The organism is Thalassobacillus sp. C254, assembly GCF_001310615.1.
On sequence record NZ_BAXQ01000002.1, the window covers coordinates 317383 to 335735 of the forward strand.

Annotated in this window: 17 protein-coding genes and 5 pseudogenes; 18 read left to right on the forward strand and 4 right to left on the reverse strand. The window is 40.2% G+C overall.

Going from position 1 to position 18353, the window contains the following annotated elements; genetic code table 11:
* The first annotated feature begins 51 nt into the window (after positions 1-51).
* From JCM19033_RS04130 to JCM19033_RS04155, 6 genes and pseudogenes are all read left to right on the forward strand, one after another.
* Positions 52-1533 (forward strand): hypothetical protein, encoded by a 1482-nt coding sequence (locus JCM19033_RS04130; protein WP_054635357.1) that lies wholly within the window; start codon positions 52-54, stop codon positions 1531-1533.
* Between the two features lie 169 nt (positions 1534-1702).
* Positions 1703-2425 (forward strand): TenA family transcriptional regulator, encoded by a 723-nt coding sequence (locus JCM19033_RS04135; RefSeq protein WP_054635358.1) that lies wholly within the window; start codon positions 1703-1705, stop codon positions 2423-2425.
* A gap of 92 nt (positions 2426-2517) precedes the next feature.
* A pseudogene (locus JCM19033_RS04140) lies at positions 2518-3980 on the forward strand (aldehyde dehydrogenase family protein).
* A gap of 21 nt (positions 3981-4001) precedes the next feature.
* Positions 4002-4481, forward strand: coding sequence for a heme-binding protein (locus tag JCM19033_RS04145; protein ID WP_054635359.1), 480 nt, complete (start codon positions 4002-4004; stop codon positions 4479-4481).
* Between the two features lie 87 nt (positions 4482-4568).
* Positions 4569-5167 (forward strand): annotated as a pseudogene (locus tag JCM19033_RS04150) (chromate transporter).
* Between the two features lie 3 nt (positions 5168-5170).
* Complete coding sequence (locus JCM19033_RS04155) at positions 5171-5707, forward strand: chromate transporter (RefSeq protein ID WP_054635360.1); 537 nt, start codon at positions 5171-5173, stop codon at positions 5705-5707.
* A 158-nt stretch (positions 5708-5865) separates the two neighbouring features.
* On the opposite strand, the gene JCM19033_RS04160 is transcribed toward JCM19033_RS04155, so the two are convergent.
* Positions 5866-6489, reverse strand: a complete 624-nt coding sequence (locus JCM19033_RS04160; protein WP_054635361.1) for an aspartate dehydrogenase — start codon at positions 6487-6489, stop codon at positions 5866-5868.
* 388 nt (positions 6490-6877) lie between these two features.
* Between JCM19033_RS04160 and JCM19033_RS23110 the strand changes: the two genes are divergently transcribed.
* From JCM19033_RS23110 to JCM19033_RS04180, 5 genes are all read left to right on the forward strand, one after another.
* Complete coding sequence (locus JCM19033_RS23110) at positions 6878-7027, forward strand: hypothetical protein (RefSeq protein ID WP_157049726.1); 150 nt, start codon at positions 6878-6880, stop codon at positions 7025-7027.
* 22 nt (positions 7028-7049) lie between these two features.
* Entirely contained in the window at positions 7050-7382 is a 333-nt protein-coding gene (locus JCM19033_RS04165) for a 2Fe-2S iron-sulfur cluster-binding protein (RefSeq protein ID WP_054635362.1), read from the forward strand.
* Positions 7383-7517: 135 nt separating this feature from the next.
* Positions 7518-8516 carry an NAD(P)/FAD-dependent oxidoreductase gene (locus tag JCM19033_RS04170; protein ID WP_054635363.1) on the forward strand — a complete coding sequence of 333 codons (999 nt, stop codon included), beginning with the start codon at positions 7518-7520 and terminating at the stop codon, positions 8514-8516.
* 23 nt (positions 8517-8539) lie between these two features.
* A complete protein-coding gene (locus JCM19033_RS04175) occupies positions 8540-8776 on the forward strand; it encodes a ferredoxin (protein ID WP_054635420.1) in 237 nt (78 codons plus the stop codon).
* A 267-nt stretch (positions 8777-9043) separates the two neighbouring features.
* Positions 9044-9238, forward strand: a complete 195-nt coding sequence (locus JCM19033_RS04180; RefSeq protein ID WP_054635364.1) for a hypothetical protein — start codon at positions 9044-9046, stop codon at positions 9236-9238.
* A gap of 483 nt (positions 9239-9721) precedes the next feature.
* Here the strand turns inward: JCM19033_RS04180 and JCM19033_RS23115 are convergent, their stop codons facing one another.
* Positions 9722-9859 (reverse strand): hypothetical protein, encoded by a 138-nt coding sequence (locus tag JCM19033_RS23115; protein ID WP_157049727.1) that lies wholly within the window; start codon positions 9857-9859, stop codon positions 9722-9724.
* 68 nt (positions 9860-9927) lie between these two features.
* Between JCM19033_RS23115 and JCM19033_RS04185 the strand changes: the two genes are divergently transcribed.
* Together JCM19033_RS04185 and JCM19033_RS23120 are read left to right on the forward strand one after the other, a co-directional pair.
* Positions 9928-10200 carry a hypothetical protein gene (locus JCM19033_RS04185; RefSeq protein WP_054635365.1) on the forward strand — a complete coding sequence of 91 codons (273 nt, stop codon included), beginning with the start codon at positions 9928-9930 and terminating at the stop codon, positions 10198-10200.
* 332 nt (positions 10201-10532) lie between these two features.
* Positions 10533-10673 (forward strand): hypothetical protein, encoded by a 141-nt coding sequence (locus JCM19033_RS23120; RefSeq protein ID WP_157049728.1) that lies wholly within the window; start codon positions 10533-10535, stop codon positions 10671-10673.
* A 523-nt stretch (positions 10674-11196) separates the two neighbouring features.
* On the opposite strand, the gene JCM19033_RS24995 is transcribed toward JCM19033_RS23120, so the two are convergent.
* The gene (locus JCM19033_RS24995; protein ID WP_269757951.1) at positions 11197-11775 is read right to left on the reverse strand and encodes a hypothetical protein; all 579 of its coding nucleotides are present in this window, start codon (positions 11773-11775) and stop codon (positions 11197-11199) included.
* A gap of 23 nt (positions 11776-11798) precedes the next feature.
* Positions 11799-12485 carry a hypothetical protein gene (locus JCM19033_RS25000; protein ID WP_269757952.1) on the reverse strand — a complete coding sequence of 229 codons (687 nt, stop codon included), beginning with the start codon at positions 12483-12485 and terminating at the stop codon, positions 11799-11801.
* Positions 12486-12724: 239 nt separating this feature from the next.
* Between JCM19033_RS25000 and JCM19033_RS25005 the strand changes: the two genes are divergently transcribed.
* The 5 genes and pseudogenes from JCM19033_RS25005 (at position 12725) to JCM19033_RS04210 (ending at position 18255) form a co-directional block, all read left to right on the forward strand.
* Positions 12725-13060 (forward strand): GntR family transcriptional regulator, encoded by a 336-nt coding sequence (locus JCM19033_RS25005; RefSeq protein ID WP_269757953.1) that lies wholly within the window; start codon positions 12725-12727, stop codon positions 13058-13060.
* Between the two features lie 117 nt (positions 13061-13177).
* Positions 13178-13405: pseudogene (locus JCM19033_RS25010) on the forward strand (FCD domain-containing protein); the annotation flags it as partial.
* A 472-nt stretch (positions 13406-13877) separates the two neighbouring features.
* Positions 13878-15646: pseudogene (locus tag JCM19033_RS04200) on the forward strand (2-oxoacid:acceptor oxidoreductase subunit alpha).
* The gene (locus JCM19033_RS04205) at positions 15618-16484 is read left to right on the forward strand and encodes a 2-oxoacid:ferredoxin oxidoreductase subunit beta (RefSeq protein ID WP_054635366.1); all 867 of its coding nucleotides are present in this window, start codon (positions 15618-15620) and stop codon (positions 16482-16484) included. The pseudogene JCM19033_RS04200 and the gene JCM19033_RS04205 overlap by 29 nt, the downstream one beginning before the upstream one ends.
* A 90-nt stretch (positions 16485-16574) precedes the next feature.
* Positions 16575-18255: pseudogene (locus JCM19033_RS04210) on the forward strand (ABC-ATPase domain-containing protein).
* Positions 18256-18353: the final 98 nt, after the last annotated feature.

Below are 18353 nucleotides of genomic sequence, written 5' to 3' on the forward strand. Positions count from 1 at the left end.
TAAAAAAGTGGGGAGATAAGATGAATACTGCCTATTAACGGAGGGGAAATAATGGAAAGTGTGACACTGACAAGCTCCCATTGGATTTACTTAACGGTGATTTTCACAATATTCGCTTTTATGATCTTCAGACGTGATGTGGTCCTGCCCTCAATCATTGGACTTTTTGTCTTAGGATGGATGTTTAACTCTGAAGCAGGATTCATTGACGGAGCAATCGGTTCTGGACAAATCGTCTTTCAGGCATTTTTAAATGCCGGGGTAGAACTATTTGATATTATGCTTGTTATCGCACTGATGGTTGCAATGTTAAAATCATTGCAGTCTCAAGGGGCTGATGTACTCATGATCGCTCCTATGAAAAAGTTAATGGTGAACACGACAACAGCATTTTTTGTCTTAGGAATTACGATGTACCTGGCTGCTACTTTTTTCTGGCCTACACCTGCTGTAGCTCTTGTAGGTACAGTTCTTATTCCAGTTGCTATGAAAATGGGCCTTCCAGCTATGGGAGCTGCAGTATCCATTAACTTGTTTGGACATGGGATGGCTCTTTCAGGTGATGTGGTTATTCAAGGGGCCACAAGGTTAACCTCTGCATCAGCAGGAATTGATTCAGCGATTCTCCTGCCTTATACGTTTATGTTTTCTTTGATAGTCGGATTTGTAGCCATCGGAATTTCTTATTATACGATTAGAAGAGATATGAAAAAAGGAAAACTGAAGGCTGAAAAGCCTCCAATCGACATTGGGAATGAAAAAAAGAAAGCGCTTCCAGATGATAAAGCATCTAAAGAAATTGCTGCAACGGTTGAAACTGGAGCGCCACTGGGCAAGTATTCAAGATTTTTAGCTGTATTAGTTCCTGCTTCATTGATTGCTATCGTTGCATTAATGGTATACCGGAGTGTGTTTGACCCGGATAACGCCATACAAGGCGGAGATGCAACATCGTTATTAGGAGGTACAGCTGTTGTATTATTAATCATATCAACGTTGTGCAGCCAGGGAACAAAAGCGATTGAAGGGATTGTCAGTTATATAAGAGAAGGTTTCTTCTTTGCCATTAAGATCTTTGCTCCGGTTATCCCTATAGCTGCTTTTTTCTTGATTGGACACCCGGATCACGCAGAAACAGTGTTAGGTGAAGGAGCTCCCGGATATTTATTTGACTTAGGGAATTCCATGGCGCAATACATTGATGGAAACACGATCACCTTAACATTCGGTATTGTAATCATTGCCATATTAACAGGGATGGATGGTTCCGGTTTTTCAGGGCTGCCCCTTGTTGGCGCACTTTCTTCGGGACTTGGAAGCGGGGCTGGTGTGGATATCGCTGTATTAGCAGGCCTAGGACAAGTAGCTGCTATTTTTGCCGGCGGCGGTACGTTAGCTGCATGGGCGTTTGGGGTAGCAGCAGATGCCGGTATTGCCGGGGTAAAACCGATTGATTTAGTACGCAGAAACTTTATTCCTGTGATGACAGGCTTGTTTGTTGCCTGTATTGTGGCAATTATGTTCTTCTTATAACTGAAGAAAAAAAATATTTAGAAAATTTCTTCAAAGTTATTGACAGAAGACATGGTTGTCCATTACGATAAAACTATCATTTGGTATACCAAATACAAAATACTAACATCATTTGGTCGTACCTTTTTAGAAAAATCAATTTCTTTTACTTTTAAAGGAGGCTATTAAAATGGCAGAACTATTATCAAGAGAAGAGTTTCGTAAAGAGTTAGAGGAAGCAATCAAAGGAAATCATAGTGAGGCTGCTCCATTTACAATTGCATGGGCTAATGGAGATCTTAAAAGAGAACATTTCGCACGCTGGGCTGAGAACCACTACCATTATGTGGGACCATTCGCTGACTATCTAGCATATATGTATCACAACACACCAGAACAATACTCTGATGCGAAAGACTTTATTCTCCAAAACATGTATGAAGAAGAAATTGCTGGTGACAGACATACAGATTTGCTTATCCGTTTTGCTGAAACATGTGGAACCACTCGTGAAAGAGTAGAAGATCCTAAAAATATGGTTGCTACTACTCTAGGTCTTCAAAGCTGGTGCTACACAGTAGCTCAACGTGAAAACTTCGTCGTAGCTACAGCTGCACTTGTTGTAGGATTGGAATCACAGGTGCCTGCTATTTATCGTAAACAAACTCCAGTATTACGTGAAAAATACGGATTTACAGATGAAGAAATTGAATTCTTTGATCTGCACATTGTCTCTGATGAAATTCACGGAGAAAGAGGGTACAAGATCGTTCTAGAATATGCAGATACTCCTGAGCTGCAGCAACGATGCCTTGAAATTGTCCGCACAGGGGCCAAAATGAGAAGAATGTACATGGATGGTTTATGGGATGCCTACTTAAAAGAAGACTTGGGTGAAGCAGTTAAGTCCTAATTCCGAACATTTTGTCCATTTAAACAAAATCGGCAGTTTCCAACTGGAAACTGCCGTCCTTATTCATAAACTGACAGCAGAGGGTGGTATACGTGTTAAAAACAAGTGTGAATACGTTCCAGAATTATATAAACGGAGAATGGGTGGAAAGCACAAGTAAAGAAACGTTTACAAGCATTAATCCGGCTGACACAAATGATATTCTCGGTGAATTCCAGTCTTCTGCGCCTGAAGATGTGGAAAAGGCAATTGAAGCTGCAGAAAAAGCTTTTAAAACCTGGTCCAAGACATCTCCTTCCAAGCGTGCTGCCATTTTAAATAAGGCTGCCGAAATATTAGAAAGCCGCGTAGATGAGTACGGAGAAGAATTGACGCGCGAAGAAGGGAAAATCATTTCTGCAGCCAAAGGGGAAGTGAAAAGAACAGCACAAACGCTTCGGTTTTATGCGGTAGAGGGGCAGACCTTTACAGGAGAAACGTTCCCAAATGATGACCCGAATATGGATGTCTTTACGCAAAGAGAGCCATTGGGGGTGGTATCAGTTATCACTCCATGGAACTTCCCGATTTCGATCCCTGCAAGAAAGATTGCGCCAGCCTTAATTACAGGAAATACTGTTATTTTCAAGCCTTCATCTGACACGCCGTTAATTGCGCTTCGGCTTGTCCAGGCTCTACATGAAGCAGGGCTTCCAGAAGGCGTATTAAATTTTGTGACTGGATCCTCTTCAAAAATAGGTGACTCCATTGTTTCCCATCCGGCTATTAAAGCCATAACTTTTACAGGCTCAACTTCAGCAGGTGAACAAATACACCGAAGCACATCTCTTACGACACGCACTCAAATGGAGCTCGGAGGAAAGAACCCGGTTATTGTAATGGAAGATACAGATTTGGACCAGGCTGCTCAAATTGTGATTAACGGTGGCTTTTCCTTAACAGGACAGGCATGTACGGGTACCAGCCGAGTGATAATTATGGAATCGGTGGTGGAAGAATTTACACAGAAATTGGTAGAGAAAACAAAAGAATTACGGATAGACCATGGACTTGATGAGAACGCAAAAATTGGCCTCTTGCTAATAAAAAACAGCTGACCAACGTATTACATTACATTGATATTGGGAAAGAAGAGGGAGCCGTTCTTCAATATGGCGGGGAGCAGGTGAAAGGTGAAAAATTTGAAAACGGTTATTTTGTCACCCCTGCTATTTTTACCAGTGTTACTCCTGAGATGCGCATAGCACAGGAAGAAATTTTCGGACCTGTCATCTCTATCATAACGGCTGGCAACTATGAAGAAGCGATTAAGATTGCTAACAATGTAGAGTATGGCTTATCTGCTTCCATTCTTACAAACAATATTAAGCTGGCAAAACAATTTACGAAAGATATTGAGGCAGGAACTGTTAAAGTCAATCGGACAACGACCGGTAATTTAATAAATGCTCCATTTGGAGGGCTGAAAAAATCGAGCACTTCAACGTTTCGAGAGTCTGGAAGAGTCGGCTTAGAATTTTTTACCCAAATCAAAACGGTTTATGTAGGTTATTAAAATAAGGGAGGAGATCTATTAATGAAACAAGCGCTCAAACTCACTTTAGAAGAAGCTCATATTATGATAGAAGCAGCAAAACAAAAAGCTGAAGAAATCAATGTCCTGGAAACCATTGCGATAGTAGATGAAGGGGGATATTTAATTGCTCTTGATCGAATGAACAATTCCAGGATTACAGGTCCTGAAATCGCAATGGCAAAAGGCTTTACTGCAGCCGGACACAAAAGATCCACTCATTTATTTAACAAGGAGCCTAATGGCCCGGTGCTTCCTGGAAACGAAGCTTTCGGCATCCAGCATATGATTCCTGGGAAATTTGCCGTATTTGTTGGCGGTTTTCCAATCGTTGTCAATGGTGAAGTTGTCGGCGGAGTAGGAGTCAGCGGCGGAAACGGTGAACAGGATACAGCAGTAGGTACAGCTGCGCTAAAAGCACTAGAAGAGCATGTAAAAGACCAGGATCTAAGCGTTGTTACTGATGCAGACATAAAACTATAAAGAAGGAGAAGTCGTCATAGCATTCAAAGCTTGGGAATGCTATGACGATTGTTTTCTCCGGGAGGAAAAAGAGAGGGAGCAGGAGAGATGAGTGCTTACTTACAAATTATCACAGGTTTTGCAAGGTCAGGGGTATTGGGGTTCGGAGGCGGCCCTACAGTTATTCCATTAATAGAACATGAAGCCGTAAAAAATATAAATGGATGGACTCAGATGAATTTGGGGATACGTTAGCCTTGGCCAATACCCTGCCAGGTCCGATAGCAACAAAGATGGCAGCATATATCGGCTATAAGGTAAAAGGGTCAAGCGGGGCGGCGGTAGCCATTTTAGCCCACATCATGCCGTCTATTATCGCGATGATCGGGCTTCTTGGATTTTTATATACGTACCGTAATTCCGGGATTGTAAGTGGAATGGTTCAAGCTATTACCCCCGTTATTGCTGTTATGCTTGCTGTTATGGCATTTGGTTTTTTCAAAAAAGCGTCAAGCGGTCTTGGCAAAAAAGGAATGATTGTGACCTCTGGACTTTGTTTGTTGTTTTTAGAAGTCTTTTTTATCCATCCAGGGATTATTATTGCTTTTATACTAACCCTTGCCTTTTCATATGGTACCTACCTCAGCCGTCGTCAGAAGCTGGCTGCTGAAGAAGAGAATGAGCTAAGAAAGGATGCCAGCTTATGATTTATGTGGAAATTTTTTATAGCTTTTTTTATTGCTAATTTACTAGGATACGGTGGCGGCCCTGCGACCATTCCTCTAATTCAGCATGAAGTGGTTACAAAATATGAATGGATGACAATGGAGGAATTTGGTGATCTGCTGGCTATTGCGAATGCTCTTCCAGGGCCGATTGCCACAAAAATGGGAGGTTTTATTGGCTATGAGATTGGCGGGGTACTGGGAGCAAGTGCTGCTCTGATGGCAACAGTGGCTCCTTCAGCAGTAGCTGTCATTATCTTGTTTAAGTTTGTGAACTTATTTAAAAATGCGCTGCAAGTAAAGTTTATGACTCGGTCAGTACAGCCAGTCATAGCTATTCTGCTGGCTGTACTGGCTTATCAGTTTTTCTTAAACAGCTTTGAACAAAGCGGGATTTTTCAACTTCTCCTTTTGACGGCGGTAAGCTTTCTTGCTTTAGAAAAGTGGAAGGTTCACCCAGCTTTAGTTATTTTAGGAGCATTATGCTACGGTGCTGTTTTTCTCTCTGGCATGGTTATTTAAACTAGGCCATTTTTCTTTGGTATTTTTTCAATAAAAAGACACCTCAACTGTTATCCCTGTCGTTCCTTTGATAAGGACCAGGAAATACTTTGAGGTGCCGGGAAACTATATTCCCATTACTAATGGTTTTGTATACCCATGTAAGACTTTTGCAATGCTCATCGCAACGATGTAGCCTGTTTTTGATTATGGGGGGAGGGAGTATTTTGGACTTCTATTTTCGTTGACCCAAAAAGCCCTTCTATATAAATCTCATGTATGTTCTGGTCTATGGAGGGGTCTACATAAACATCAACTTCTGTTTTTTCAAAACCAATCCCAGCCAGGCTTAAGGCTGCTGACACATTTACATTTTCAGGGAACTTAACAGCGGACTCCCGCGCGATTCCAGAAAATACAAGTAAGGGTTCTGTAATGGAAGGCAAATCATATTCTTGTTCAATAACTGTACCGTACCAGGCTTTAGGAGGCTTCTTCGTAATTAATTTTACTTGTGTAATCTCTCCCATTGCCCCGGCTGCAACTCTATCCAAACCACCGATTGCCGCAGAAGGAACAATAATTTGTTTGTTATTGGCCGCTGCTTTGTCTTGTAGATGATTTAGAAATTCAGGGTCGGCAAGCGAGCCTACTGAAACAATGATGACATTGCTGTTTTTAACAATTCGGCTGCTGTATGTTTTCACAGCTTCATGGCCGGCAGCTTCCACTACATAATCAAAATTATTGGAAAAGAATTGGTCAGGATCATCAGTGAACGGCAAAGAGATATTGCTATTCATCTCGCTTTTTCTTTGTCCCTTACGAGAATACCCCCTACATTTACTTCTTCCTTTGAAAGTAAAGAAATCAATTGCTTTGTGATTGTGCCAAACCCTATGATACCTATTTGAATCATATTATCACCGCCAATGTTGTATATTGTATACCTAAAGACGAAACAAAATTTCTTAAAAACAGAACCGAAAGGATATAAGTGAAAAATGAAAGGTTTGAAAAGGTCGAGTTATACCTTGATTTTGCCTTACTTCTATCTTTATGTCAAATAAAGCGGGTGATTATTCTGAATAATAATATTTGCGAGAAAAATAAATAAAAAAGATATTGTCAGAAAATTAAGTTTGTGATATTGTATTTGGTATACAATATTTTATTTTGAGGGGGAAGCTATTGGAAAAGAAAGTGAATGGGGACTCGCTGTTAGCAAAGGCTGCTTCTAATAAAGTATCTGTTCAGGGGGAAAAGAAAAAAGAAAGTGCAGTGATTGTACTTGTACCTGTAAGAAGTAACAGGAATTGTGATTCTCTACATTCATTATGACTTTAAAGGAGGATTTATTTATATGGCTATTATAAAAATTAAAAACACGGATAGACAATTAGAGGTAGATGATAATTCTAACATCCTGAGAAACTCATTAAGGTACGATGGTGATGTGCCAAACCGCTGTGGTGGAGGCTATTGTGGGACATGCCTCGTGAAAATTGAAGATGGAAGTGAAAACCTGGATAACATTAAACCAGCTGAAAAGAAGAAAGTAGGAGAAGATCTATTGGAAGAAGGGTATCGACTTGCTTGCCAGACATTTGTTGTAAAAGATGAGATTACTCTTTCTTGGGATAAAGAAATGACTAAAAAAGTACAAAGACAGAAAGTCAAAAAAGTAAGCACCTAAATCTGGGTGTGATTGAGTAGAATGATATGTTCCTTTGGGAATGTATCATCAGTTTTTCTACCATTTTGGTATACAATATACCTTATAACAAGAACGTAGGAATTCAAGAGTACGGAGCTAAAGGAGACAGTATTCATGACTATTAAAGAAGAAATACATGATATCACGATTATTGGGGGCGGCCCCGTTGGCTTATTTACTGCTTTCTACGCAGGAATGCGTCAGTTATCTGTAAAAATTGTAGAAAGCCTGCCCCATTTAGGGGGACAGCTTTCAGCCCTTTACCCGGAAAAATATATATATGATGTTGCAGGTTTTCCAAAAGTGAAAGCACAGTATCTAGTTGACAGGCTGTGGGAACAAGCTAACTACTTTAACCCTGATATTTGCCTCGGAGAGATGGTTGAAAATATTGAGGTCCAAGAAGACAAAACAATTAAGCTGACCACTAATCAGCAGGTTCATTTTACGAAAACAGTTATATTAACGGCAGGAAACGGTGCTTTCAGTCCAAGGAAAATTGAATTGGATAATGCAGTTCAGTATGAAGGGAAAAATCTCCATTATTTTATAAATGACTTGAACAAGTTTAAAGGAAAAAATGTACTGGTGTTTGGAGGCGGGGACTCAGCAGTGGATTGGGCTTTAATGCTTGAACCATTAGCAAAAAAGGTAACACTGGTTCACCGCCGGGAAAAGTTCCGGGCCCATGAATTCAGCGTGGAGCAGTTATTTAACAGCTCTGTTGATATTAAAACACCTTATATACCTGACTGTTTCCAGGGAGATCATCACACTATTAAAGAAACCATCTTAAGACACAGCAAAGAAGAGACTGACAGACAAACCGTGGAAGTTGATGATGTTATTGTTAATTTTGGATTTCTCTCTTCACTTGGGCCGATGAAAGACTGGGGGCTTACGATTGAGAAAAACTCTATTGTAGTAAATTCAAAAATGGAAACTAACATTCCCGGGGTATATGCGGCAGGAGATATTTGTACGTATGAAGGAAAAGTTAAGCTGATTGCAACTGGCTTTGGTGAAGCGCCAACAGCAGTAAATAACGCTAAATCCTTTATTGATCCAAAGGCGAAGGTGCAACCGCTTCATAGTACAAGTATATTTTCTTAATAATAATAGAAGGCGGGTCGATGATGGCAAAATATACAATGGTGGATAAAGAGACTTGTATTGCGTGCGGGGCGTGCGGCGCTGCGGCACCTGAGATATTTGACTATGATGATGAAGGACTGGCAGAAAATATATTAGATGGTAATAAAGGAGTAGAGCAAGTGGACGAGGAGCTTGAAGAAGACTTGCTGGATGCAGAAGAAGGCTGTCCGACAGAATCAATTAAAGTCTCAACGGAACCCTTTTATTCAACGGTATAAACATTTTCTCTTCCACTTTGGTTTCTTTTTTATATAAGCTAAAATAGTTAACGCTTCCCATAATGCCTCTTCTCTGTGGGAAGCTTACCTAATGTATGACCAAGGAGAGATAGTTTACGTGTTTTCCCATCGTTATAATGAGTCTACATTAGAAAGAATATTATAAATTATTGAACTTTTACGATTTAGGTTTTATCTTTGCTTCATTTGGTATACAATAAACCAAAGAGAGTATAATAAAAAAAGAAAGAAGTGGAGAGAATGTTTATGAAGATTCTACCTAAACAAATAAATTGGTGGGAGAATATGTTTGAAGAAAGGGTCGTTCAGGTCAAAGAGAACCAGACAGTCTCTTGCGAATTATACGGACAAATTTGCAAATCACACTGTGAACAATGTCCCTGGTTAACAAGTGAAACAACCGAAGATAATGAAATTGCATGCCGTCCTCCTGTCATTTAAGGATGCCACGTAATAGGATAATAATTAAAAAACTGCCCCTCCTCAAAAATAATGGAGGCGCAGTTTTTTATCATTGAAAGGAGTGAGCTTTAATCATCAGAATAGATGAACAATAAGCAGCCGTTTCTCCTCATTCGATCTGTTTTTCTTGTTCTTCCTTATCAAGGTCCGACAGAACCGCTAAAGTAATGTTCAAGTTTTGCCGCTCATGAATATTGAATGATTCTGCAGAGAATCAAATGTCTTACCTCAAAAAAGGAGACCTTTTGGTTTTTAGGCAGTATAGAAATGAGTAGACGCTTCATGCTCCTCAATGAGTTATTATCAGGACAACATATTGATTCCAGGAGGGCCTTTTTTTATGTTTCAAAATAAAGTAGTACGTTTAGTTGCACTATTTTTACATTAAATACTTTTTATTTCCTCTGGACTTAAATAGATCAGAAATAACATGATTTAATAATATAGGTTTGTCCACAGTAGTTACAGCGTTTTTTGCACTTCTAGAATATCAGAGAAATTAGTATCAGTTTTTCCTTTTCTTCTATAATTGTGGATCTCAGTATTATAATCCTTATTATGGTTGTTTGCATTATCCATCACAAGGCTGCCATACATCATTTTCTCAACACCTCTTACAAAAATCTTTTCCTTTATAGTACAATGACACAAAAAGAAAGGGTTTTTCTATGATTATTATACCGGACGCAACCGAGGTAAAAGAAAAAATGAACAGCAATACTAAAGAAACTTACGAAAGAGAAATAAAAGAGATTGTTCGAAGAATCGAAAACGCTATGGAAGAACGGAAAACTGAGGTTTCTCTTGGTGATATGTATATCAACGACGAAATAAGAAACAAATTCAAAGAAAAAGGATACTCCTTTGACAAAGGAATTCATCCAGTAACAGGATTTAGAACATTAGAAATTATCAATCTGTCTTTATCGGGTAGTAATTAACACTACCGACTCCATTGCTTGCAATAGTCGTGTAATGAAAGTTCCTTCCCTTAGATAAAAAACCTCTGCGCCTTCGGTCTAACTAATAATCACTTCTAGTTCATCATTTTACTTCTAGAAAGAGAGTGCGAGATTTCTTTAGGCATTGATATTATTCCCTTGATTACTGTTGCAGGTGTCTATATCCTGACTTGATTTTATATTTCACCAGATCCTTTGCTCTGCCCTCACTTTTAACAGTTGTGAACCTGGCCTTTTACATAAGAACTGTAACCAAGAGGATAACCGAGGAATAAGAGATAAAAAACAGTCTAACCATTGGAGTCTTGGTTTTGGCCACATCATTAGTGGCTTGTGGGGGAAAAGTATCAGAAGAGGTAGAACTTGAAAACATGGCCGAAGGTGAAGAAGTTAACGGAGACGAAACAGAACAAATAGAAGATGACTTAAGTCAAGGACTTATTACGTCCTAGGCTTTTATAGTCATTAAGCTTCATATTCATTCCACCGCTTCCATATCTCTCAATATTAGTATAGTTGGTTGTGGTTTGGATCGAGTATACCCCAGTGTACATTAAAGAAATTTGATCTTTATTCTCCAGCCAGTGTTTGATTATCTTTTGTTCATAACCCAAGCCATCCTGAAGTTATTATAGCCTTTGGGGTATAACTTCTTATTTGAGAGGAAGTCACTATCAATCCCTCTCTTTTTTAGGAATGCCCCTTTAGACATATCAGTCATTTTAGAATTAATAGTCATTATGTAAACATTGCCATCCCTCCAATTATGTTTCACAACTACCAGGGTTAAAAAGGACCTGACAAAAAAGACGTGAGCACGGCACTATGCTGAACTCACGCCCAGGAATCTGTTAGACAGCTCCTATAAAAAAGATTAAAAGATAAGTTGTAGAACTGAGATAAAAATCAATAATAATAAGAGGTACATAAAGGTGAAACCGGCATTCCATCGTGATATCTTATAAGGATCTTCGTCTATGATATTGGACATAAGCCTAGGGTTGCATTATATGGACCCATTAAAAATGCCGGCACCGCTCCTCCCAACATAGCTAACGTGAAGACAACCGGCGAGATGCCAAGGATAGAAAAGTCGATTGCTTCAACGAGAAGTGCTAAAGCAACAGCCGGATGCAGGCCAATAAAGGCTAAAGCAAGGGGTAACAGCGGCACAATAAATAAAAAAGCATGCTCTCCTATAACAGTTATCAGTCCCCCAATCCATTTATTAATGGTTTGTTCTGTACCCGAAATACCGATGGCTGAAATGAAAAAGCCGGCAGATAAAAAGATAAAAAACTGGTCTTTCATTTTCAACAGGTGAGTATCAAAGTGCTCTTTTAATCCAGTCAAAAATCCCTTGCCTTTCTGGATAAGAAGCGCCCAAGTAAAAGAAAATGGGATGACTAGAATCGTAACTAAAAACAAGAAACTTACGTCTAAGTATAGGTCTGCAAAAGTAATAATGACGTTTAATAAGAGAACAGCACCAATTAAATGAAACAGCTTAGAAGTTTTTTCGCCTTGAGAAGAATGATCTATCGCAGCTGCCATTTCTTTGTATGCTTGAGGGCGTCCTAATGGGCTTGGTGAATGATATTTTTTGATAAGTAAACTCCAGTGGCCCAATCCAGCAGAAGGCCTAAAATACTTAAAGGAATCAGAATAGGAAGCATGGCTCCCCAGGAGACACCAGTCATTTCGATTACAATCCCCACGATCGGCGTGACAGGTGTCCATAGTAAAGGCATAGCAAAGCCGTGAGTAATAGACCTGCTCATAAAACGAGGTTTATTCGTAATAGAAAACAGTCTGATCGATGGCTGAATCGCATAATACGTCATTGGGAGGGCAGCTAGATTCATAAAAGAGCTTAAGAAGTAAGATATCCCGGAAGACAGCATGTATAGCTGGCCAGAGTTTTTTACTTTTTCCTGTATAATATTTTGCACAGCTTCAGCATAGTTCCCTAATTTAATGGGCAAAGCTAGAATGGGGACCAATGCAAATAAACTTAGTAAATTGAGCATGCTGCCAAATGAAAATAAATAATGGGCTGGGCTCGTCCCACTCGTGTAAAGCATGAATATCCCCAAACCCAGGAAAGCAAGACCGAATTTTAATACCATTTTATTAACTAAAGTGATGGTTAGTAAAATACTTAACAGAGAAAGAAGTGAAACAAGGAACTCAACGACAGAAGAAGGGAATAAAACAGATAAAAGATACACAATTATTAGTACGGTAAACAAATACTTCAGCATCCGTATCCACCTACTATTTTGTTTTTTATTGCAGATAATTCAAAAAATACTAACTTATTAAATAATTATTTGTATACAATATACCACAAAGTGCTATATAATAAAAAGAAAACGATGTGAATTTTTACGTTTTGGTTTTCTTCTCTAACGCAAAAAACTACGGAAGTTGATTTCATTGGTTTAATGCAGTAAATACGGTATAATTTTAGGAATAAGGTAGAAAACAAGGGGGGATTTCATTGAAAGGCTGGTTTGAAGAGGAAATTATATCCATCAGGGAGCGGGCATATATATATTTGAAAAATATGATTCTAGAGGGCGAGTATAAAGCTGGTGATCGTTTGGTTGAACGAGAACTGGCGGAAAAAATGAACATTAGCCGAACGCCAATCAGGGAAGCACTATTTCGATTGGAGTCTCAAGGCTTTGTTAAAACGGTTCCCCGAAAAGGAGTGCTTGTTTCCCAAATTTCCACGGAAGAAGTTATCGAAGTATTTACGATTTTATCTTCACTAGAAGTGTTGGCGGCGAAGTTGGCTGCACAGAAAATTCAGAGACTGAAAAGAGAAGTTTGATCAATATATACAAAAGATCACGACAGCTCTGGAGAAAAAGGATTCAGCTGAAATTTCTCAACTTCATATTGAAATAAGCCACGCTTTATATAGAGCGGCTAGAAGCCTAAGCTTTATGAGATGCTGACAGATTTAATGGACTATATCCGTGCTTTTGCCTCTACCGGCCATAAGCTTAAAGGGCGGATGGAGGAGTCCATGAGAGAGCATTTAGCTGTCTTAAAGGCTGTGAGAGACCATGAGGTTGAGATGGCCGAATACCTTACAAAGATTCACATCGAAAACTCCAAGAGAGCCTACATTGAAGCAATCAACAGTAAAAACCAACAAGTTTCTGAAGGGTAATGATAAATTTCTTGTCATCGCCCTTTTTTTATTGCTGAAACTGTTGTCTGAAAATTCTTATTATGGTATATTGTATACCATAATAAGAATTTTTCTTTAGGAAAGGTGGAGGAAGAAAAATGATCTTAGTTTGCAGCGACCATGTTAAGGATGGAATTGAATTGCTCCACGCACCCCATATTAAAAAAAATGATATGAAAAGCCCATGCCGGTTTTGTCACAACGAGGCAAATTTTGAAATTTATTATTTTAAAGTTTTGGAGGAGGTAAATTAATAGTGAAAAACCGGGAGGTCAAGGGCCTCTGATTACCGGTACTCAGTGACATTTTTAAGGTTTTGCGTTCTTGCTTTTTACTACGCTTCATTCTAAGATTAATAAAGGAATTTAGGCTGCAATTCTGGCCTGAATAGGAATCTATATCGTTTGCGTATACCTTATTTCTATAAATGGACAAGAAGGAGTTGGATGATATGATTGATCAACTTTCCTGGAAAGTTGGCGGTCAGCAAGGTGAAGGGATTGAGAGTACGGGAGAGATCTTCGCTATTGCTTTAAATCGTTTAGGATATTATTTATATGGATACAGGCATTTCTCTTCACGAATCAAGGGCGGACATACCAATAACAAGATCCGTGTAAGTACCAAACCGTTAAATTCTGTCTCAGATGATCTTGATATATTAGTAGCGTTTGACCAGGAAACAATAGATGTGAATGTTCATGAATTAAAGGAAGGCGGCATTGTGATTGCCGATGCAAAGTTTTCTCCAACCCTGCCTGAGGAAGGAAAGGCAGAACTTTATCCTGTCCCTTTTTCAGAGATTGCTAAGGAACTAGGAACTTCCCTGATGAAAAATATGGTAGCTGTCGGAGCTTCCGCTGCTGTATTGGGTCTTGCTCCTGAATTGTACCGAAACGTCGTGCAAGAGATATTCGGAAAAAAAGGAGAAGCGGTAGTTGAGAAAAATATGGAAGCTTTGCAGCAGGGTGCCGCATTTTTCAAAGAACAGGCTGGTGAAGTAGAGAGATACCATTTAATAGAAGCTGATGGGAAAAAGAGAATGTTTATGATCGGCAACGACGCGATTGGACTGGGTGCTGTCGCTGGCGGCGCCAGGTTTATGCCGGCATATCCGATAACCCCAGCCTCTGAAATTATGGAATATCTCATTAAGAAGTTTCCAGAGTTTGGAGGGACTGTTATCCAAACTGAGGATGAAATTGCGGCAGCAGTCATGGCCATTGGGGCTAATTATGCAGGGGTAAGAGCATTAACAGCGTCTGCCGGACCCGGGCTTTCTCTTATGACAGAAGCGATCGGCCTGTCAGGGATGACAGAAACTCCTCTGGTAATTGTAGATACACAGCGGGGCGGCCCGAGTACCGGACTGCCGACAAAGCAGGAACAATCGGATTTAATGGCGATGATTTACGGCACGCATGGAGAAATCCCTAAGATTGTGATGGCTCCAAGTACAGTAGAAGAAGCCTTTTATGATACGATAGAAGCTTTTAACCTGGCAGATGAGTACCAGTGCCCTGTCATTATGGTTACAGATCTGGCACTTTCACTCGGGAAACAGACAGTAGAGCCTCTCGATTATGAAAAAATTAACATTAACCGTGGAAAATTGGACTTTCATCCAAACCTTCCAGAACAGGACCCGGCAGAATACTTTAAGCGTTTTGCCGTAACCGATGATGGCGTTTCCCCTCGTGTGGTCCCAGGTACAAAAAATGGAATTTTTCATGTGACTGGAGTAGAGCATGATGAAACAGGAAAGCTTCTGAACACCCGGTAAATCGTAAAGACCAAATGGACAAGCGAATGAGGAAGCTTTCCGCTGTTTCAGACCGATTTGATACACCGGTGGCTTATACAGGTACCCATGACCATGCTGATCTTTTGGTTATTGGCGTTAATTCAACAAGGGGGACGATCAGTGAAGCGATTCCTCGTCTGGAAGCAGACGGTGTCAAGGTAAACCATGCACAAATCAGGCTTCTTCACCCTTTCCCAAGCGATGAACTTAAGCCGCTTATGGACCGAGCTGATAAAGTAGTCGTTGTTGAAAATAATGCTACCGGACAGCTTGCCAATATTATTCGCTTAAATACAGGGGCTGCTCATATCGAAAATATTTTGAAATATGACGGTAACCCATTTCTTCCATCAGAAATTCATAATAAATGCAAGGAGGCTGCACATCGTGGCAACATTGAAAGAGTTTCGCAATAAGGTTAAGCCTAATTGGTGCCCGGGGTGTGGAGATTTTTCCGTCCAGGCAGCGATTCAAAGAGCAGCTGCCAATTCAGGCCTGGAACCTCATGAACTAGCTTTGATCACAGGAATTGGCTGTTCAGGACGCCTTTCCGGCTATATTAATTCATATGGATTTCATGGCGTGCATGGAAGAGTTTTACCTTTAGCACAAGGCGTGAAAATGGCCAATCGTGATCTTACAGTGGTTGCTTCTGGAGGAGACGGGGATGGTTTTGCTATCGGAATGGGCCATACGATCCATTCGATCAGAAGAAACATCGATATTACCTATATCGTCATGGACAACCAAATTTATGGTCTGACCAAAGGACAGACTTCCCCGCGCAGTGAAATGGGGTTTAAAACCAAAAGCACGCCTGGAGGATCGATTGAATCGTCACTTCATGTTATGGAAACAGCGTTGACAGCTGGCGCCACATTTGTTGCTCAAAGCTTTTCAAGTGACTTAAAAGAATTAACATCCTTAATTGAGCAAGGAATGGCTCACAAAGGATTCTCGTTGATTAACGTCTTTAGTCCATGTATTACGTTTAATAAGGTCAATACTTATGATTGGTTTAAAGAGAATCTAACGAAATTAAGTTCAGTTGAAGGATATGATCCATCCAGCCGCATGCAGGCAATGCAGACGCTCATGGAAAACAATGGCCTTGTAACCGGATTAATCTATCAAGATACTGAGAAGCCATCCTATCAGGAATTAGTGGAAGGCTACAAAGAAACTCCTCTCGCCCACGAGGATCTCGACTTGGATGAAGAAAAGTTTAATGAATTGTTACATGAGTTTATGTAATCGAAGGGAAGGATCTTCTTAGGTCCTTTCCTTCTTTTTATTCCCTTTGGTAAGCTAGGGGAGGAAAATGTAAGCAGGAGGGTACATGTCATGAAAGAATTAAAACAATTGTTGCATCGAATTGATCATAAAGGATACAAAGCGTACAAAGATTGTAAAGGCACTTATCAGTTTCCTCGTTTTATTTTACACATTGATCATGTGCAGGCAGATCCCTATGCAAGTCCTTCGAAAATAAGAATTGAAATCAAGCAGAAATTGTTTCCGATGAACAAAGAGTGGTTCTCTTCTCGTGCCAGAAAGATTGCTGTGGAAGATTATTTTGCAAGAAATGCAGCCGAGAGGATAAAGAAAAATCATTTTCGCTCTTTAACCATAGACGCACCCGGTCAGGAGGTCATAGAGCGCAGTGCTTGCGCTGCAAATGACAATGGTCTGGAGCTTCGTCTGTCCCTTCACTTGCCGGCAAGGGGACGGACGATATTAGGAAAGCAGGCTGCAGTTGTTCTTACTGAAGAGCTTCCTGTTTTAATCAATGAGGCAGTCTTTGATTTTGCGGAAAGAAGGCTTACAGAACAATTAATCCTTATGGATCAGCAAGAAGCCATTCGCACCTATTTACATAAAAATAACCTTGTTTCGTTTGTAGCCAATGGCTCAATTCTTCCCAGAGAAAGCGGAATCAGCAATAAACCATTGCAATCTTCAAGGACAGTAAGCTTTCAATCCCCGCCTTCCATGGAAATTGAGATACCAGTTCCCCACGGTTCTCCCATCAAAGGCATGGGACTGACCAAAGGAGTGAACTTAGTCGTTGGCGGCGGATACCACGGGAAAAGCACTCTCCTTGAAGCCATTGAGCGAGGAGTATATAACCACAGACGAGGTGATGGCCGTGAATACGTGATTACCGAAGAAAGTGCATGTAAAATCCGGGCTGAAGATGGACGTAGTGTGAAGGGAGTGGATATTTCACCTTTCATTTCGAATCTTCCCATTCAAAAGGATACACAACACTTTTCCACTGATAATGCCAGCGGCAGCACGTCACAGGCAGCAAATATTATGGAAAGCATTGAAGCCGGTGCCGAAACATTGCTTATTGACGAGGATACAAGCGCCACTAATTTTATGATTCGAGACAGCCGAATGCAGGCGCTTGTTGCTAAAGAGAAAGAGCCGATTACTCCGTTTATTGATAAGGTTACAAGTCTGTACCAAGAGCACGGCATCTCAACCATCCTTGTCGTAGGGGGGTCAGGAGATTATTTTGAAGTTGCTGATAAAGTGGTCATGATGGATGAATACACCCCTGTGGATGTTACGGAGAAGGCCAAAGAAATTGCAAAGGACAGCAAACAAAGAAGTGATTTATTTGATGAATCGTTTGGAGATTTCAAAAAAAGATTGGTGAAAAAAGAAAGCTTTGATACCAGAAAAGGCAAGAAGGAAAAAGTGGACGCCAAAGGAAGAACCACCATTTTTATGGCCGGGAAACGATCGATCTTTCTTTTGTCGAACAATTGGTTGATCCCAGTCAGACAAAGGCTGTAGCTGCGTTATAAAATATTGTGCTGACAAGCTTTTTGATGATCAAACATCTCTTGCTGAAGTTCTTGATAGAGTTGAAAAGGAAATGGAGGAAAAGGGAATTGACATGGTTTCTTCTTTTCCAGGCAAGCATCCGGGGGAGCTTGCCAAGCCAAGACGCATAGAAGTATCCGCAGCCATCAATCGTCTTCGCTCCCTTCAAGTGGCAAAGCCCCGTTAAATATAAGGAATTATTGTGTTTGCAGTCATTTGGAGTTATAATTTACTATTGTATCTTTGTCTTACAACAGATCATTTTGTTTATATAAATAGAAGAGT